This is a genomic window from Micromonospora sp. BL4, from assembly GCF_003667505.1.
In the GTDB taxonomy this organism is placed as follows: Bacteria; Actinomycetota; Actinomycetes; order Mycobacteriales; family Micromonosporaceae; genus Micromonospora.
On sequence record NZ_RCVJ01000123.1, the window covers coordinates 1 to 17670 of the forward strand.

The following is a 17670-nucleotide window of genomic DNA, read 5'->3' on the forward strand; positions in this document are numbered from 1 at the left end:
GCCCAGGACCCGACCCCCGACCCCGGCCTGGTCCTGGGCTAACGGCTCACGGGGTCGGGACCGTGATCAACTCGGATTCCCGGAAACCGGTGCGTCGCACCGGCCGGGACACCGCGATGTCCGGAAAACCGAGTCGATCAAACCGCGCGCGGGCGGCTCGGCACGCGCGGGCGCACGGCACGGCACGCGCGGGGCGCACGGCACGGCACGCCGGACGCGCCTACGCACGGCACGGCACGTGCCGGGGGCACGGCACGCCGGACGCGCCGGGCACACGGCAGGCGGCACGCCGGAGAGGTCCGGCCGGTCGGGTCACCCCGACCGGCCGGACCGGCCGCGCGGGCTGCTAGAGGCGGATGCCGAGCAGGGCGTCCACGGTGGTGGCGAAGAGGGCCGGGGCCTCCGGGTCGTCCGTCGCGCCCGACAGAGCGGCGTCGGCCCAGCGGTCGGCCACGGCCAGGGCGCCGGGGGTGTCGAGGTCGTCGGCGAGGCGCTCGCGTACCCCGGCCAGCAGTTCGGCCCCGGACGGCCCGGCGGGCGCGGCGGCGGCCCGGCGCCAGCGGGCCAGCCGCTCCTGAGCGGCGGTCAGCAGCTCGTCGGTCCACGTGCGGTCGCTGCGGTAGTGCCCGGAGATCAGCGCCAGCCGGATCGCCATCGGGTCGACCTTGTCGGCGCGCAGCCGGGAGACGAAGACCAGGTTGCCGCGGGACTTCGACATCTTCTCGCCGTCCAGGCCGATCATCCCGGCGTGCACGTAGTGCTCGGCGAACGGCGCCTGGCCGGTGAGCCGCTCGGCGTGCGCGGCGGACGCCTCGTGGTGCGGGAACAGCAGGTCGTTGCCGCCGCCCTGCACGTCGATCCGATCGCCGAGCAGGTTCAGCGCGATCACAGCGCACTCGATGTGCCAACCCGGGCGGCCCTCGCCCAGCTCGCCACCGGGCCAGGACGGCTCGCCCTCGCGGGCGCCGCGCCACAGCAGCGGGTCGAGCGGGTCGCGCTTGCCGGCCCGGTCGGGGTCGCCGCCGCGCTCCGGGAAGATCTCCAGCATCTGCTCCCGGGTCAGGTTCGACTCGTAGCCGAACCGGCCGGTGGCGGAGATGTCGAAGTAGACGTCGCCGGTGCCGTCGTCGAGCCGGTACGCGGCCCCGTCCTTGAGCAGCACCTCGACCTTGTCGGCGATGTCCGGGATCGACTCGACCGCGCCCACGTAGTGCTCCGGCGGGATGATCCGCAGCGCCTCCATGTCCTCCCGGAACAGCGCCGTCTCCCGCATCGCCAGGACCACCCAGTCCTCGCCGTCACGGGCGGCACGCTCCAGCAGCGGGTCGTCGATGTCGGTGACGTTCTGCACGTACCGCACCGGACGGCCGGCGTCGCGCCACACCCGCTGCACCAGGTCGAAGGTGATCATGGTGGCGGCGTGGCCGAGGTGTGTGGCGTCGTACGGGGTGATGCCGCAGACGTACATGCTCCCCGCGTCGGCCGGCTCACTCGGGTGGACACCCTGCCGCGCCGAGTCGTACAACGCCAACGGCTTGCCCCTGCCCGGCAGCCGTGGCACCTCGTGTCCCGCCCAAGACTCCATGGCCTCAGCCTAGCCAGCCCCACGACCGCCCCGGGCCGCCCCACGGGTGATCAAAATGACAGTGGATCACATGGGTGGCCAGGGCACCGCCGGCCAGTCCTCGGACGGCTGCGGGAACCGCCCGGTCCGCCGCAACACGTCGATCCGCGCGGACAGCTCGGCGATCTCGCTGATCGTCAGGTGGTCGGCCAGCTCCGCGCCGAGCGCCCCGGCGACCTGGCCGGCGAGCCCGTCGAGCATCTCCACGGCGTCCGGAGGCAGCTGCTTCCCGGCCCATCCCCAGAGCACCGTCCGCAGCTTGTCCTCGACGTGGAAACTCACCCCGTGGTCCACGCCGTAGATCCGGTCGTCGGCGCCGACCAGCACGTGGCCACCCTTGCGGTCGGCGTTGTTGATCACCGCGTCGAGCACCGCGAGCCGGGCCAGCCGCGGGTCGTCGGCATGTGCCAGCGCGTACGCGACGCCGTCGTCGTCACGGGCGGCCGCGATCGGGAACCAGCGCGGCGGCAGCTCCTCGGCGGGCACGAACCCCACCAGCGGCTCGGCGTCCTCCGGCTCGTCGATCCAGAGCTGGCAGGAGCCCGGACCGAACGGGCCGTCCCGCAGCACGGTGGGCGGCACCAGGTCCCAGCCGGTGGCCCGGGAGACCAGGTACGCCGAGACCTCCCGGCCCGCGAGGGTGCCGTCCGGAAAGTCCCAGAGCGGGCGCTCGCCCCGAACCGGCTTGTAGACGCAGCGCGCGGAGAGGTCGTCCAGCGTCAGGATGCCACGCAGGGTGGTGTTCGACGCGTCGACGAGCCGCCCTTCGAGGTCGAGCGCGCCGTCACGCAACAGCCGCAGCGCGGCGTCGCCGTCCTGGCGGGGCTGGAGGCCGGACGACGTCACCGGTGGTAACCGTTGTGCCGCGGGCAGAGGTGCCCGGCGGGGTCCAACGGCTGGCCGCACAGCGGGCACGGCGGCCGGCCGGCGTTCACCACGCGCCGGGCCCGCTCGATGAACTGGCGGGTCGCCTGCGGGGTGAGCCGGACCCGGAGCCGGTCCAGGTCCTCGTCCGGCTCGTCGTCCTCGTCGTCGTCCTCGTCGACCTCGTCGCCCAGCTCGACCTCGGCTTCCACCTCGCCGGCGGCAATCGCTTCGATCACCACGGTCGCGGTGTCCACGTCGAAGGCCAGCCCGAGGGTCCCGACCCGGAACTCCTCGTCGACCGGAGTGTCCAGCGGCTCGTTGTCGCCCACCACCGGCGCCAGCTCGGGCAGGTCCACGCCGAAGCGCCGCTGCGCCTCGGTGAGCAGCTCCTCCAGCTTCTCGGCGAGCAGGGACACCTGGACCTTCTCCAGCGCGACGCTGACCAGCCGGCCGCCGCCACGAGCCTGCAGGAAGAACGTGCGCTCTCCCGGCGGGCCGACGGTCCCGGCGACGAACCGCTCCGGCGGCTCGAAGGCGTGCACCTGGTGGGTCATACCCACGACCCTATCCGGCCCGCCATGGCATCGCGCACCCCACCGACCCGAATCGCCCAGGCGGCGGCGCGCCCGGCGTAACGGTGGCTGCACCCGGGCGTGGCGGCCCTCTGGTCCCCTGCCGGCGCCGTCGTCACCCGGCGTCCGCCGACGCGGTCGGCGGGCGGGGGCGTCGGCCCGGTCATCGTGACGCACCTGCGCCGCCGCCGACGGCCGCGTCGGAATCACCCGCACGGGTCGCCCGCCGACGCCGCTTGCGCGGCGGCGGTACCAGGGCGGCGAGGTCGCCGCCGGTGTCGTTGAGCCGGACCAGGAACGGCCGCAACGGCGTGTACCGGATCGCCGTCACCGACGCCGGGTCGGCCACGATCCGCTGAAAAAGATCCAGGTGTACGCCGAGCGCGTCCGCCACGATGGCCTTGATCACATCACCGTGGCTGCAGGCCAGCCAGACCGCCTCGGGCCCGTGTTCGGCGCTCACCCGGGCGTCCCACGAGCGCACCGCCGCGACCGCACGCGCCGCCATCGCGGCCATCGCCTCCCCGTCCGGGAAGATCACCGAGCTGGGATGCTGCTGCACCGCCGGCCAGAGCGGCTCCTTGGCGAGCTTCTTCAGCGGCTGCCCCTCCCAGCTGCCGTAGTCGCACTCGATCAACCCCTCCTCGACCACCGGAGCGGCCTGCGGAAGCGCCAGCTCCAGGGTCTGCCGGCAGCGGATCAGCGGACTGGTCACGACCGCCGCGAGCGGCACCCCCCGCAGCCGCTCGCCCACCGCGGTCGCCTGGGCCCGGCCCGTCTCGTCCAACTCGACGGGCTGGCGGCCGGCCAGCCCACCGTCCGCGTTCGCGGTGGTCCGGCCGTGTCGCAGAAGCAGAAGGGTCGCCACGGGGACCACCCTATGACCTGTTCCAGGCCTTTGATCGTCGCGGGCTCCCGGGTGGGGCTGGCCGGATGTCGGCGGGTTGCGGGAGGAAGTGTGTCCTTGCTGGCTCGCTGCGGTGGATTTGGCCGCCGCTGACGGAATCCGGCTCGGGCTTGACCGGCGGTGCTGCGGATCCCCGGGCGGGTTGTTCGATCTGCCGCGGGTTTTGACCGGCGGTGCTGCGGATCGCCGCCGGGTTGTTCGATCCGGCGGCGGGTTGTTCAATCCGGCGGCGGGTTGTTCGATCCGGCAGCGGGTTGTTCGATCCGGCAGCGGGTTAGTTCGATCCGGCAGCGGTCCGGGCCGCCCTCGCGGGTGGTGGCTGTGGTGAGCGGTATACCTCTGAGTCATAAATATGCCTCTGAGGTATCGGGCTCGTTGAGGACCTCGCCCCGGGATCGCCCGGGGAGCGCGTCTTCGGGGTTGATCGACTCGATATCGGCGATGTCGCGGTGTCCAGGGCGTGCGGATGCCCCGATATCGGCGATACCGAGTCGATCAACCCGCAAACCGGCCCATCCGACGCTGCGCCGACCCGCGAGCTTGGTCCGCCTGTCCGGTATGGGGTCGTTTGACGGTGGCCGGGTGCACCCGGCGGCTGGAATCGTGGCGGGCCCGGGGTCGTTACACACCCTGACGATCGCAGCACCGCCTCACCACCCCACCCCTCGGGGCTGGGATGACAGCGAGGCCCGGGTTGGAATGCCGGCGGGTGCGCGGTCGTTGCAGACCCCCGATCGACCGCGCCAGGAATGCACGGGGTGCCGATGTATGGGCCGATCCCGGAATGACCCCGGCCCGGTGGTCGTTACACATGGACCCGGCGCCACGAGCCCCCCGCCCGTAGGCCGCCGACCTTCAAGACTTTCCCCGTGTATGAGAGCGCCGGACGAGGTGCTTGCACCCCACGTGCCGTTCCCCCCGGAACAAGGGCGCGTGTGGGGTGTCTACCCCGTGAAGGAGCAACCCTCATGAACACGATCATTCGTAAGAGCGTGCTGTCCGTTGCTGGTCTCGCGTTCGCCGGTGGTGTGTTCGCCGGTCCGATCGCCGCGCACGCCGCCCCGGTCGAGGGCAAGCCGGTTGCCGTTGCGGTGCAGACGGTCAAGGCGCAGGGCGCCCAGTCGCACATCGACCTCAACGACGAGCAGACCGCGAACGTCAAGGCGATCATCGCCGCGACGAAGAAGGCTGGTCTGCCGGAGCGGGCCGCGGTGATCTCGATCGCCACGAGCCTGCAGGAGTCGAAGCTGGAGAACCTGGGCCACCTCGGCGACCGCAACGACCACGACTCGCTGGGCCTGTTCCAGCAGCGTCCCTCCAGTGGTTGGGGTACGCCGGAGCAGATCACCGATCCGGAGTACTCCACCACCGCGTTCCTCAAGGGCCTCAAGCAGATCGACGGATGGCAGGACATGGCGTTGACCGACGCCGCGCAGACCGTGCAGGTCTCGGCGTACCCGGATGCCTACGCCCAGTGGGAGCAGCAGGCTGCCGACCTGGTCGCCCAGCACTGGAACAGCTGACCCACCACACCACAGCACCGCGTGACACCGACCGACCGCTGGCCGGCACCCCGAACCCGGGGTGCCGGCCAGCGGCATGTCCGCGTCGCGGTGATCGGGCTCCTGCTCGCGTACCTCTCGGGTTGTCAGTCCTTGGTGTGGTTGCGTGTGCGCAGAATGTCGATCAGCGCGGCGATCAGCGCGAGCGCGATGATCCCGGTGGCCAGGATGAGTGACGCTTCGAAGGCCGTGGTCCAGTTGCCGTGGTTGTCGGCCAGCGACGAGAAGAACATCGAGCCGACGGCGGCGATGCCGGCGGCGGCCCCGATCCGCTGACCGGTCTGGAGCATGCCGGCGCCGCTGCCCGCCTGGGGTACCGGCACCTGGGCGAGCGTGAGGGTCTGATTGGGCGCGATCACCAGGCCGCTGCCGATGCCCGCGACGAGCAGCGGACCGGCGGTCACCCAGGGCGCCGGAGCGTCCGGCGCGAGGCGCAGCGCGACCACCGTCGCGGCCAGCCCGATCACCACGCCGAGCAGGCCGATGGCGACCAGCGGCCGGCCGAAGCGGTTCACGATGCGACCACCCAGTGCGGACGCTGCCGCGGAACCGAGGGCGAACGGCGTGATCGCGAGGCCGGCGACGAGCGCGCTGTAGCCGAGGCCGTTCTGCAGAAAGAGGGTGAAGATGAAGAAGATCGCGGTGAAGCCGCCGAAGTAGACCAGCGCGATGAGCGACCCCAGGGTGTACGACTGGAAGGTGAACAACCGCAGGTCGAACAACGGTTCGCGGTGCCGCGCGTACCACCGCTCCCAGAGCCCGAAGGCGACCAGCACGGCCAGGCCGGCCGGGATGAGCGCCCACTTCCACGGGGTCCGCCACTGCTGCTCCTGCACCAGTGGCAGCAGGATCAGCACCACACCCACGCCGAGCAGCAGTACGCCGACCGGGTCGAGTCGGCGCCGGTCCGGCTGGCCCTCGGGGCGGCCGGGCAGCAGGCGCCAGCCGAGGATCGCCGCGACGATGCCGACCGGCACGTTGACGAAGAAGACCCACCGCCACCCGTGCTCCTCGCCGCCGATCGCGATGAGCAGACCGCCGAGCAGCGGCCCGACGGCGGTGGAGATGCCGATGGTGGCGCCGAGCACTCCGAACGGGCGGGCCCGTTCCGGCCCCCGGAACAGTTGCTGGATCAGCCCGATCACCTGGGGGTTGACCACGCCGGCGGCCGCGCCCTGAAGCAGGCGGGCGGTGACCAGCCACGCCGGGGAGGTGGCCAGACCGGCGAGCGCGCTGGTCACGGTGAACAGCGCGATGCCGAAGACGAACGCGTTGCGCCGGCCACGGGCATCGCCGAAGCGGCCGGCCGGCACCAGCACCAGGCCGAAGGTGAGCGCGTACCCCGAGAGAACCCACTGCAGGTCGCTCGGGGAGGCGTGCAGCGCGCGGTCGAGGGACGGGACGGCGACGTTGACGATGCTCACGTCCAGCAGCGTCATGAACGCGGCGACCAGCCCGACGCCCACGGCCTGCCAGCGTCGCCGGTTCTCCGCCGCGTCGACCGGCTGCGGCGAGCGCGCCGCTGTCATCGTGCCCCCCGTTGACCGTCGATCATCATCCCTGACCGCTACCCCGGTCACCGGGGGGCGAACCGTCGAGGGCCGCGCCGCGGGTCACGCCATCTGGCGGGCGCAGAACCGGGGACCGAAGTCGAGGCCCGCCATGGGTGAGTCCTCGCGGTGCAGCAGACCCTTCTCGGTGAGCAGGTGCAGCGGCGCGTCCAACTGCTCCTGGGCCAGCCCGGACTCTTCGGCGATCATGTCCGGGTACGGCACCTGGCCGCGCGCTTCGAGTGCGGTGACCGCCTGGTACACCCGTTGCTCGACCTCAGACAGTTGCACCTGCTGCATGACATCCTCCTTCGCTCGTCCGCCTCTACGCAGACGGTTGCGTTGCGCCGGTTACCCCCTGCGTGACCGAAGATGCCCACCCGATCGGGCGGTCGGCGCGGCCCGCGGGACGCGCGGCGGTCGGCCCGGCTCACGGGCGGTGCCCTAGGCTGCACCCGTGATCGTCTGGGATCTCGTCGTCGTCGGCGCCGGCCCCGCCGGCCTCTCCGCGGCACACGCCGCCGCCAGCGCCGGCGTGCGCACCCTGGTTGTCGAGCGGGCTGAGCATCCGCGTTACAAGACCTGCGGCGGTGGCCTGATCGGCACCTCACTGGCCGCCGTACGGGATCGGATCGACGTGCCCGCGCACGACCGGGTGACCCGGGTGACGTTCACCCGCGACGGCCGCCGTGAGTTCACCCGCCGGCACGGCAGTCCGGTGGTGACCATGGTGCGCCGCGAGGAGTTCGACGACCGGCTGCGCGCGGCGGCGGTCGCCGCCGGCGCCCAAATGCGGGAGCGGGCCGCGGTCCGCGCCATCGAGCAGGACCCGGAGGGGGTACGCCTGCGGCTGGCCGACGGTACGGCGCTCGCGGCTCGGGCGGTGATCGGCGCGGACGGCTCCTCGGGGGTCACCGCCCGGCATGTGGGAGTGCAGTACCGGCAGGTGGATCTGGGGCTGGAGCTGGAGGTGCCGGTGCCCCCGGTGGAGCAGGAGCGTTGGCGGGGGCGGCTGCTGCTGGACTGGGGCTCGATGCCGGGCTCGTACGCCTGGGTGTTTCCGAAGGGCGACAGGTTGACGGTCGGTGTGATCGCGGGTCGGGGCGCGGGGGAGGGCACCCGGGACTACCTGCGGCGGTTCGTCGACCGGTTGGGCCTGAGTGGGCTGCCGGCGGAGCACGACTCGGGGCACCTGACCCGCTGCCGTACCGATGATTCGCCGTTGCGGCACGGCCGGGTGCTGGTCGTGGGGGACGCGGCCGGGCTGCTGGAGCCGTGGAGCCGGGAGGGCATCAGCTTCGCGCTGCGCTCCGGCGAGCTGGCCGGGGCGGCGGTAGCCGACGGCGACCTGGCCGGGTACGAGCGGGCGGTGGCCGAGCGCCTGGTGCCCTCGATGCGGGCGGGGTACCGCCTGCTCGACCTGTTCACCCGCCGTCCGGAGGCGTTCCACGCCCTGTTGGCGACCCCGCCGGGGTGGCGGATGTTCGTCCAGTTCTGTCAGGGCCGGGCGAGCTTCGACGAGATGCTGGCGCGCCGGTCCATCCGGGCGGCGCTCGCGGTGCTGGACCGGCTACCCGCCCCTCGCCGCCCCCTCATTCACCCAGGATCCTAGGATGCCGTAGAGGTGGTGACGGCCGCACCCGAACGGCAGGGAAATCGCACCGACCGGACTGCTGGTGCGGGCCGCTCCGACCGCCACACAATGACGGGGAGCAGGAGGTGCGCCGATGGCCGAGCAGCCGTTCACCGATGACGAGTACGAGTTCCTGCGCCACATCCGGTTCGGGGAGCTGCCGGCCGCCGTCCGCCCCGAGGAGCGCGTCGAGCTGACCGAGACCGATCCGGCGCGCGACCGCCCGGAGAGGGCCGAAGACCCGATCCGCTGGAACGTGCAGGGCTGAGAACGCGGAACGGGCCGCGGGTGTCGCCACCCACGGCCCGCTCGCGGTGCGTACCGGTTCGCCGACCGGCGCGCCCGGTCAGAAGACCGGTACGCCCTCGCGCACCAGCCGCCAGTTGGGCTGGAAGAAGTCGGCCGGGTCGATCGTCCCCTTGGCCTGCGCCCAGTCGATGAGCAGCTGGCGGATCTCCTGCTGCGCGTTGTAGACCTGGGACTTCACGATGCCGGGGAAGTTGCCGCCGCCGCTGCGCCGGTAGTTGTTCACCGCCACCACGAACTGCACGGTGTCCGCCACCGGGGTGTCGGTGCCCGGCAGCACCAGCCGCGTGATGCGCTGGCCGACCGGCTTGGAGATGTCGATGTCGTAGTCCAGGCCGGAGAAGACGTCGTAGTTGTAGTCCGGCACCGCCGGGTCGCTGATCTGCTCCGGGTCAACCGGGGCGCCCGGCGCGAGGGTGCGGAAATACTTCGCCGAGTACTCCAGGTACGCGCGGACCTCGGCGCCGCTGAGCACGACCGCCTCGAGGGTGTTGTCGTACACGTACAGCCCCGCCACGTCGCGGATCTTGACGTCGCCGGCGGGGAAGACCGCGGTCCGGCTGAAGGGCGCCGCGATCGACAGCACCGGCAGGTCCGCGTACGCGGTGCCGGCCAGCGCCGCGCCGACCACCTCGGTCTGCACGTGGTTGATGAAGTCCAGGATCGGCGTGTCCTTGTAGCGCGACTCCGCCGCCGACAACTCCACCGTGGACTGCGCGACCACCTGGTTGACGTACGCGATGGTCTTCTGGTGTTGGGCCCGCACGGCGGCGAGCACCTTCGGGTCCTCGACCACCGTGTTGGTGTTCAGCATGGTGGCGGCCTTCTTGGTGATCGTCCACCGGCCGCGCTCGCGGGTGAGGGTGAAGTCCATCCGGGTCAGCCGCTGGCCCCACTTCGACGGCTCGGACAGCAGCACCTGCGCGCCGGTCCGCTCGTTGGTGACAAACCGCTCGACCACCTCGTTGTGGGCGTGACCGAAGAGGATCGCGTCGATCCCCGGCACCTGCTGGGCGATCAGCGCCACCGGGTTCTCGTTCGGCAGCTCCGGGCCGTAGCTGGAGGTGCCGCTGTCGCCGCCGTGCGCGGAGATCAGCACGAGGTCGGCGCCGCGGGCCCGCATGATCGGCACCCACTTCGCCGCCGTCGCGATCATGTCGTCGAAGCGCAGCTTGCCCTCGACGTTGCCCTTGTCCCAGATCGCCACACCGGGGTTGGTCAGCCCCAGGATGCCGACCCGCAGGGTCGGCGCGGCGAAACCGAGGGAGACCTTCTTGATGACGTACGGCAGGAAGGCCGGCTTACCGGTCTTCGCGTTGACGGCGTTCGCGGCGAGCGCCGGGAACCCGAGCTGGCGGATCCACAGGTCCAGCAGCGGCAGCCCGTAGTTGAACTCGTGGTTGCCCAGCGTCACCGCGTCGTAGTCGATGACGTTCATGGCGCGGGCCATCGGGTGCTTCTCCCCGGTGGCGGTGATCGGCTCCTGCTTGGCGTAGTACGTGGCCAGCGGGGTGCCCTGGATGGTGTCGCCGGCGTCGAGCACCAGCGTCGCCTTGCCGCGGCGCTCCCGACGGATCTGGTTGATCAGGGTCGCCAGCTTCGCGACGCCGATGTCGTTCTGCTTGCTGTCGTCGTACTCGGCGTCCCGGTAGTAGTCCCAGTTGTAGACGTTGCCGTGGGTGTCCGACGTGCCCAGGAGGGTGAGGTCCCAGGTGCGTGACCGGGCCGCGCCGGCCGCCTGCGCGGGCGCGGCGGCGATCAGCGGGGCGGTCGCCGCCGCGGCCGCGGCGGCGAGCACCTGGCGACGCGACGGGCCGGAGGGAGAGGTCATGACGTGCCTTTCCATGGGGTTGGACGCGCCTCGTGGGCGCCTCGCGCACCATAACCACCAGAGCTCACTCCTGCCACGGCAGCCCCGTCGTTCCCGCCGCAGACGGTCCCGCTCGGCGAACCGGATCAGCGCGGCCAGGTGGCCAGGCGCTCCCGAACCCGGGCGACGTCGGCAGAGCCCAGGCCGTAGCGGGCGAAGCGCTGGTCGGGCAGCCGGTCCAGGTACCGCCCGGCGGCCCGCACATCCGCCGGGTCCAGTGCGGGGTCGACCTGCCGGGCCAGCACCAACAGCTCGGTCACGTCGTAGTGCTCCAGAGCCGCCGCCACGTCGATGAAGTCACGAACCTCCCGCCGGTTGACCAACGCCGCGATCTTGTTGGCGACCAGGTCACGGACGTCCATCACCGGGCCGAGGTCCATCACCACCGGGCTCTGCTGCCGGTCCAGCCGGGCCAGGCTGAGGCGGATCTGCCGCCCGTCGCGGCTCACCACGAAGTCCTTCATGTCCCGCCCGTACCCGTCGAACAGGTCGGCGAGGTCGCTGTCCGGGTCGGCGTCGGTCACCGTGAAGCCGGCCCGCTCCAGCGCCACGCGTACCCCGGCGGACGCAGCCGCGGCGGCCCCCTCCACGTCGGCGAAGAGGTCCACGTCCTCGGTGGGGCGGGCGACCAGCCCGTGCGCGGCCCAGGCCACCCCGCCGCCCAACACGAACCGGTGCGGCCCGGCTGCGGCGAGCGCCACCCGCGCCACCTCGCGGTAGAACTCGTGCAGGTGCGGTGCGGTCACGCCGCGCGCAGGCCCCGGTGCCGGCTCTCCCACGCCTGGCGTACGCCGCGGGGCAGGTTCAGCAGCCGCCACACCCGGCGCAGCGTCCGTCCGTTGATCAGGACGCGCAGATCTTCGGCGCTGGTGGTCTCCCGCAGCACGTTCTCGTACATCCAGAGCAGCTGGTCGGGATCGCCGAGATCGAAGGTGCGCTCGGCGTTCCACATCAGCCGTACCGGTAGCTCCACCACGCCTCGGGTGGGGCCCGCCAGCTCGACGAGCGTCCGCGCCACCACGGCAGGACGACCCGGGCGGGCCAGGAAGGCCACGCCGGTCGCGGTGGGGGAGACGGCCTGCATGGTGTCAGGGTAACGCTCGTCGGTGCTGGTGTCCCTCACGACGTTCCCTCCGCTGTTGCGGCCTGGGTTTGTTACGGGGTGCGTCTGGCTTGGCGGTTTCTGTGGTTGGTTCGGTTCTGCTTTGCGTGTTCCTCTTAAGTCGCGCTGCTTTCGCTGCTTTTGTCGCGCTGCGTCGTGGGTGGGGTGGGGCCCGCCGTGCCCGGCTCCGGGCGGTCAGGCTTGATCCCTGCGCCGGGCACGGCGGGCCCCACCCCGTCGGTGGTCGCCGTCCGCCGATCCCCGGCGCGGGGACGGGGTCGGGCAGGCAGCGGGTCACCCCCGACGCACTCCCGTGTCGGCACCCTGCCCGCCGTCTGGCCCTGCCGGGCCTGCCGGGCCGCGCCGGTGTCCTGGCCGCAGTGAGGCCGCCCAGTTGTCTGGAGGCATGGCAGGCCGTGTTTCTCCCGTACGGGTCCGCCGCCCCCGTGCGCGAGGTTCGCGAGGTTCGCGCGGTACGACGCCCGACGGGCTGACACACCGAATCGCCGCGGCGTGCCGATCGGCGGCGCACTGCCGGACCGGCCGGCGGTGCGGTGTCGCGTGCTCCGACGCCGGGGGCGGGTTGCCGACTCGCCGGTGGTCGCGTCTGCCGTTGGGGGCTGGTGTGGTCGTTGGCGATATACCTGTGAGTCATAAATATGCCTGTGAGGTATGGCGTCGGACAGGTGACCTTCGCCCCGGTTGGCCTGGGCTGGGGGTGATCGACTCGGTATCGGCGATGTTGCGGTGTCCGGGCGCCGAGGATGCCCCGATGTCGGGGATACGGAGTTGACCAACCCCGGGGAGCGGCTGGTTCGGCGACGGGACCGTGGTGTGGTGTCGCCGGATGTCCGGTCTGGGGTGGTCTGGCCTGTGACCGGGTGCGCCCGTGGGCTGGAATCGTGGCCGGCCCGGGGTCGTTACACACCCTGACGATCGCAGGAGCACGGCGCGCACCCCCGGGGCCTCCCGGGTTTGGAATGCCGGCCAGGCCGCGGTCGTTGCAGACCCCCGACCGACCGCACCAGCACCCCCTCACACGAGGTGCCGATGAACGGGCCGACCCCGGAATGACCCCGGCCCGGCGGTCGTTGCAGACCCGACCGACCGCACCAACACCCGGCTTCCAAGGGGTGCCGATGAACGGGCCGATCCCGGAATGACCCCGGCCCGGCGGTCGTTACACATGGACCCGGCGCCACGAGCCCCCGCCCGTAGGCCGCCGACCTTCAAGACTTTTCCCCGTGTAGGAGAGCGCCGGACGAGGTGCTTGCACCCTGCGTGCCGTTCCCCCCGGAACAAGGGCGCGTGTGGTGTCTACCCCCGTGAAGGAGCCAACCCTCATGAACACGATCATTCGTAAGAGCGTGCTGTCCGTTGCTGGTCTCGCGTTCGCCGGTGGTGTGTTCGCCGGTCCGATCGCCGCGCACGCCGCCCCGGTCGAGGGCAAGCCGGTTGCCGTTGCGGTGCAGACGGTCAAGGCGCAGGGCCCGCAGTCGCACATCGACCTGAACGACGAGCAGACCGCGAACGTCAAGGCGATCATCGCCGCGACGAAGAAGGCCGGCCTGCCGGAGCGGGCCGCGGTGATCTCGATCGCCACGAGCCTGCAGGAGTCGAAGCTGGAGAACCTGGGCCACCTCGGCGACATGAACGACCATGACTCGCTGGGCCTGTTCCAGCAGCGCCCGAGCTCGGGTTGGGGCACGCCGGAGCAGATCACCGACCCCGAGTACTCCACGACCGCGTTCCTCAAGGGCCTCAAGCAGGTCGACGGGTGGCAGGACATGGCGTTGACCGACGCCGCGCAGACCGTGCAGGTCTCGGCGTACCCGGATGCCTACGCCCAGTGGGAGCAGCAGGCTGCCGACCTGGTCGCCCAGCACTGGAACAGCTGACCCACCGCACCACAGCAGACTGGCCGGCATCCCATCTCGGGGTGCCGGCCAGCGGCGTACGTCATAGGCTTGCAACCGCGACCACCGGTGGCCCGGGAATGACGCGGGTCGTCGGCTGGTTGTGGACAGTGTCGGTGTGACTCAGTGTCCCCGGGCCTCACCTAATATTGCCTTCGCGGAACACCGTTCGGCTGGAGCCGCGTCGCGCCACTCGCCGAGAGGCGACCTGCACACCGACACCAACGCCGCCCCCGGCCCACCGGCCGGGGGCGGCGCTGTCTGTGCCGGTTGCCGATTCCTCGGTTCGCGAACATGCCTCGGTTGACCTATGTTCATGGGGTCGCTCGCGTGGGAGGGGGTGTCGGGGATGGGTCTGCGGACCTTCATCGAGGGTTGGCCGGTCTACCGGCAACTCACCGGCACGGACCCGCTGGGCCGGGGCGCCGCGGCGCAGTCCGTGCGCTCGGCGGAGTTGACCGCCCGCACCGAGGACGCCGACAGCATGGCCCGCTCGGTGTGCCCGTACTGCGCGGTGGGTTGCGGTCAGCGGGTGTACGTCAAGGACGGGCAGGTCAGCCAGATCGAGGGTGACCCGGACAGCCCGATCTCGCGGGGTCGGCTCTGCCCGAAGGGTGCGGCCAGCAAGAGCCTGGTGACCAGCCCGTTGCGGCAGACCACGGTCCGCTACCGTCGGCCGTACTCGACGCAGTGGGAGGATCTGGAGCTCGACACCGCGCTCGACATGATCGCCGACCGGATGCTCGCCGCCCGCGAGCAGACCTGGGAGGACGTGGACGGCCAGGGCCGGCCGCTCAACCGGACGTTGGGTTTCTCCAGTCTGGGTGGGGCGACGCTGGACAACGAGGAGAACTACCTCATCAAGAAGTTGTTCACCGCGATGGGGGCGCTCCAGATCGAGAACCAGGCCCGTATTTGACACTCCGCCACCGTCCCCGGTCTGGGGGCCAGCTTCGGTCGTGGCGGCGCCACCGACTTCCAGCAGGACATCGCCAACGCTGACGTCATCGTGATCCAGGGTTCGAACATGGCCGAGGCGCACCCGGTGGGCTTCCAGTGGGTGATGGAGGCCAAGCGCCGCGGCGCGAAGGTCTTCCACGTCGACCCGCGGTTCACCCGCACCAGCGCGGTGGCGGACAGCTACCTGCCGATCCGGGCGGGCACCGACATCGCGTTGCTCGGTGGGGTGGTGCGCTACATCCTGGACAACGAGTTGGACTTCCGTGAGTACGTGCTGTCGTACACCAACGCGGCGACGATCGTCAGCGAGCAGTTCGCCGACACCGAGGACGGCGACGGCTTCTTCTCCGGCTTCGACCCTGAGACCGGCAGCTACGTGCAGGACAGCTGGCAGTACGAGGGGCACGAGGACTCGTCCGGCAGCGGGCACACCGCGAAGGAGCGGGACACCGCCGCTGGTCTGCGGCACGAGTCGCACGGCGCGGAGGTGGGCGGGCAGACCCGCCGTGACGAGACGTTGCAGCATCCGCGCTGCGTCTACCAGATCCTCAAGCGACACTTTGCCCGCTACACGCCCGAGATGGTCGAGCGGGTGTGCGGCATTCCGCAGGAGAAGTTCCTGGAGCTGGCCGAGGCCTGGACGCGGAACTCCGGTCGGGAACGCACCGGAATGCTGATCTACTCGGTGGGCTGGACGCAGCACAGCGTGGGCGTGCAGTACATCCGCACGGGCGCGATCATCCAGCTGCTCCTGGGCAACATGGGTCGCCCGGGCGGCGGCGTGATGGCGCTGCGCGGGCACGCCAGCATCCAGGGCTCGACGGACATCCCGACCCTGTTCAACCTGCTGCCCGGTTACCTGCCGATGCCGCACCACGCCGACCACCCCACGTTCGACGAGTGGGTGGACAGCATCCGGCACCCGGGGCAGAAGGGCTTCTGGGGCAACGCCCGCTCGTTCGCCGCCAGTCTCCTGAAGGCGTACTGGGGGGACGCGGCGACGCCGGAGAACGACTACTGCTACGGCTACCTTCCCCGGATGACCGGCGATCACGGCACCTACCAACAGGTGCTGAACATGATCGACGGGAAGATCAAGGGGTACTTCCTGCTGGGCCAGAACCCGGCGGTCGGCTCGGCGCACGGTCGCGCGCAGCGCCTCGGCATGGCCAACCTCGACTGGCTGGTGGTCCGCGACCTGTTCATGATCGAGAGCGCCACGTTCTGGCAGAACGGCCCCGAGGTGGCCACCGGCGAGATCGTGCCCGAGGAGTGCCGTACGGAGGTGTTCTTCCTGCCCGCCGCCTCGCACGTGGAGAAGGAGGGCAGTTTCACCCAGACGCAGCGGCTGTTGCAGTGGCGGGAGAAGGCCGTCGAGCCGCCAGGCGACGCCCGTTCCGAGCTGTGGTTCTTCTACCACCTGGGCCGCAAGCTGCGCGAGAAGCTGGCCGGCTCGGGCCTGCCGCGCGACCGGGCGCTGCTCGACCTCACCTGGGACTACCCGACGCACGGCCCGCACGCGGAGCCGAGCGCCGAGTCGGTCCTGCGCGAGATCAACGGGTACGACGTGTCGACCGGCCGCCCCCTGTCCTCGTTCGGCGAGGCCCGCGCGGACGGCTCCACCGCGATCGGTTGCTGGATCTACACCGGCGTGTACGCCGACGGCGTCAACCAGGCGGCCCGGCGCAAATCCCGGCACGAGCAGGACTGGGTGGCCGCCGAGTGGGGTTGGGCCTGGCCGGCGAACCGGCGGATCCTGTACAACCGCGCGTCCGCGGACCCGGACGGTAATCCGTGGAGCGAGCGCAAGAGGTACGTCTGGTGGGACCCGGACAAGGGCGAGTGGACCGGCTACGACGTGCCGGACTTCGAGAAGACCAAACCGCCGTCGTACCGGCCGCCGCACGGCGCGTCCGGCACGGAGGGCATCGCCGGCGACGACCCCTTCATCATGCAGGGCGACGGTAAGGGCTGGCTGTACGCGCCGAGCGGTGTCCTGGACGGGCCACTGCCGACCCACTACGAGCCGGTTGAGTCGCCGGTGCGCAACCCGCTGTACCGGCAGCAGGCCAACCCGACCCGCAAGACGTACGCGCACCCGGTGAACTCGGTGAACCCGAGCCCGCCCGAGGAGCACAGTCAGGTCTTCCCGTACGTGTTCACGGTCAGCCGGCTCACCGAGCACCACACCGCCGGCGGGATGAGCCGGACGGTCCGTCCGCTGGCAGAGTTGCAACCGGAGATGTTCGTCGAGGTGTCCCCGGAGTTGGCGGCCGAACGTGGGCTGGCGCACCTGGACTGGGCGCACCTGGTCAGCGGCCGTGCGGTGATCGAGGCGAAGGTGCTGGTGACGGACCGGCTCACGCCGCTGCGGGTGGACGGTCGGATCATCCACCAGGTGTGGCTGCCGTACCACTTCGGGTTCGAGGGTCTGGTGACCGGCGACTCGGCCAACGACCTGTTCGGCATCAGCCTCGATCCCAACGTCCTGATCCAGGAGAGCAAGGTCGGCACCTGCGACGTCCGGCCCGGCCGCCGGCCCACCGGGACGGCGCTGCTCGACCTGGTGGCCGAGTATCAGCGGCGAGCGGGGATCATCCCGGGCCGCAACGCCCCGGTGGTCACCACCGACAGCGACGGGGAGGGGCGCGGTGATTCCTGACCCGAACAGCCTGTACGGGCCGCTGGACCCGGCGCCGGACGCCGGTTGGTCGACCGCGCCGCCGCGGATGGGGTTCTTCACCGACACCAGCGTCTGCATCGGCTGCAAGGCCTGCGAGGTCGCGTGCAAGGAGTGGAAC

At 71.4% G+C, this 17670-nt stretch carries 14 protein-coding genes; 5 read left to right on the plus strand and 9 right to left on the minus strand.

The window, feature by feature from the left end; translation table 11 throughout:
• Positions 1-346: 346 nt before the first annotated feature.
• The 4 genes from mshC to EAD89_RS14015 form a co-directional block, all read right to left on the minus strand.
• Entirely contained in the window at positions 347-1585 is a 1239-nt protein-coding gene (gene mshC / locus EAD89_RS14000) for a cysteine--1-D-myo-inosityl 2-amino-2-deoxy-alpha-D-glucopyranoside ligase (protein ID WP_121676000.1), read from the minus strand.
• A gap of 66 nt (positions 1586-1651) precedes the next feature.
• Positions 1652-2470, minus strand: a complete 819-nt coding sequence (locus EAD89_RS14005) for an SCO1664 family protein (RefSeq protein WP_121676001.1) — start codon at positions 2468-2470, stop codon at positions 1652-1654.
• Entirely contained in the window at positions 2467-3045 is a 579-nt protein-coding gene (locus EAD89_RS14010) for a DUF3090 domain-containing protein (RefSeq protein ID WP_121652213.1), read from the minus strand. Before EAD89_RS14010 ends, EAD89_RS14005 begins: the two co-directional genes overlap by 4 nt.
• A gap of 181 nt (positions 3046-3226) precedes the next feature.
• Positions 3227-3940, minus strand: a complete 714-nt coding sequence (locus EAD89_RS14015; RefSeq protein ID WP_121652212.1) for an MSMEG_4193 family putative phosphomutase — start codon at positions 3938-3940, stop codon at positions 3227-3229.
• A 998-nt stretch (positions 3941-4938) separates the two neighbouring features.
• Between EAD89_RS14015 and EAD89_RS14020 the strand changes: the two genes are divergently transcribed.
• The gene (locus EAD89_RS14020; RefSeq protein WP_121676002.1) at positions 4939-5493 is read left to right on the plus strand and encodes a hypothetical protein; all 555 of its coding nucleotides are present in this window, start codon (positions 4939-4941) and stop codon (positions 5491-5493) included.
• 125 nt (positions 5494-5618) lie between these two features.
• On the opposite strand, the gene EAD89_RS14025 is transcribed toward EAD89_RS14020, so the two are convergent.
• Together EAD89_RS14025 and EAD89_RS14030 are read right to left on the minus strand one after the other, a co-directional pair.
• Positions 5619-7061 (minus strand): MFS transporter, encoded by a 1443-nt coding sequence (locus EAD89_RS14025; RefSeq protein WP_121676003.1) that lies wholly within the window; start codon positions 7059-7061, stop codon positions 5619-5621.
• Between the two features lie 84 nt (positions 7062-7145).
• Complete coding sequence (locus tag EAD89_RS14030; RefSeq protein WP_121656798.1) at positions 7146-7382, minus strand: hypothetical protein; 237 nt, start codon at positions 7380-7382, stop codon at positions 7146-7148.
• Positions 7383-7539: 157 nt separating this feature from the next.
• Here EAD89_RS14030 and EAD89_RS14035 point away from each other — a divergent pair, with 157 nt between their 5' ends.
• Positions 7540-8694, plus strand: coding sequence for a geranylgeranyl reductase family protein (locus EAD89_RS14035; protein WP_121676004.1), 1155 nt, complete (start codon positions 7540-7542; stop codon positions 8692-8694).
• 115 nt (positions 8695-8809) lie between these two features.
• A complete protein-coding gene (locus EAD89_RS30750; RefSeq protein WP_199733504.1) occupies positions 8810-8983 on the plus strand; it encodes a hypothetical protein in 174 nt (57 codons plus the stop codon).
• A gap of 78 nt (positions 8984-9061) precedes the next feature.
• Here the strand turns inward: EAD89_RS30750 and EAD89_RS14040 are convergent, their stop codons facing one another.
• The 3 genes from EAD89_RS14040 to EAD89_RS14050 form a co-directional block, all read right to left on the minus strand.
• On the minus strand, positions 9062-10852 hold the full coding sequence (locus EAD89_RS14040; RefSeq protein ID WP_121676005.1) for a bifunctional UDP-sugar hydrolase/5'-nucleotidase: 1791 nt from the start codon (positions 10850-10852) through the stop codon (positions 9062-9064).
• A 125-nt stretch (positions 10853-10977) separates the two neighbouring features.
• Positions 10978-11637: a nucleotidyl transferase AbiEii/AbiGii toxin family protein gene (locus tag EAD89_RS14045; RefSeq protein WP_121676006.1), complete on the minus strand. Its 660-nt coding sequence runs from the start codon at positions 11635-11637 to the stop codon at positions 10978-10980.
• The gene (locus EAD89_RS14050) at positions 11634-11975 is read right to left on the minus strand and encodes a hypothetical protein (protein WP_121656804.1); all 342 of its coding nucleotides are present in this window, start codon (positions 11973-11975) and stop codon (positions 11634-11636) included. The genes EAD89_RS14045 and EAD89_RS14050 overlap by 4 nt, the downstream gene beginning before the upstream one ends.
• A 1361-nt stretch (positions 11976-13336) precedes the next feature.
• Between EAD89_RS14050 and EAD89_RS14055 the strand changes: the two genes are divergently transcribed.
• A complete protein-coding gene (locus EAD89_RS14055; protein WP_121676007.1) occupies positions 13337-13891 on the plus strand; it encodes a hypothetical protein in 555 nt (184 codons plus the stop codon).
• Positions 13892-14258: 367 nt separating this feature from the next.
• Complete coding sequence (fdh, locus tag EAD89_RS14065) at positions 14259-17531, plus strand: formate dehydrogenase (protein ID WP_255421270.1); 3273 nt, start codon at positions 14259-14261, stop codon at positions 17529-17531.
• Positions 17532-17670: the final 139 nt, after the last annotated feature.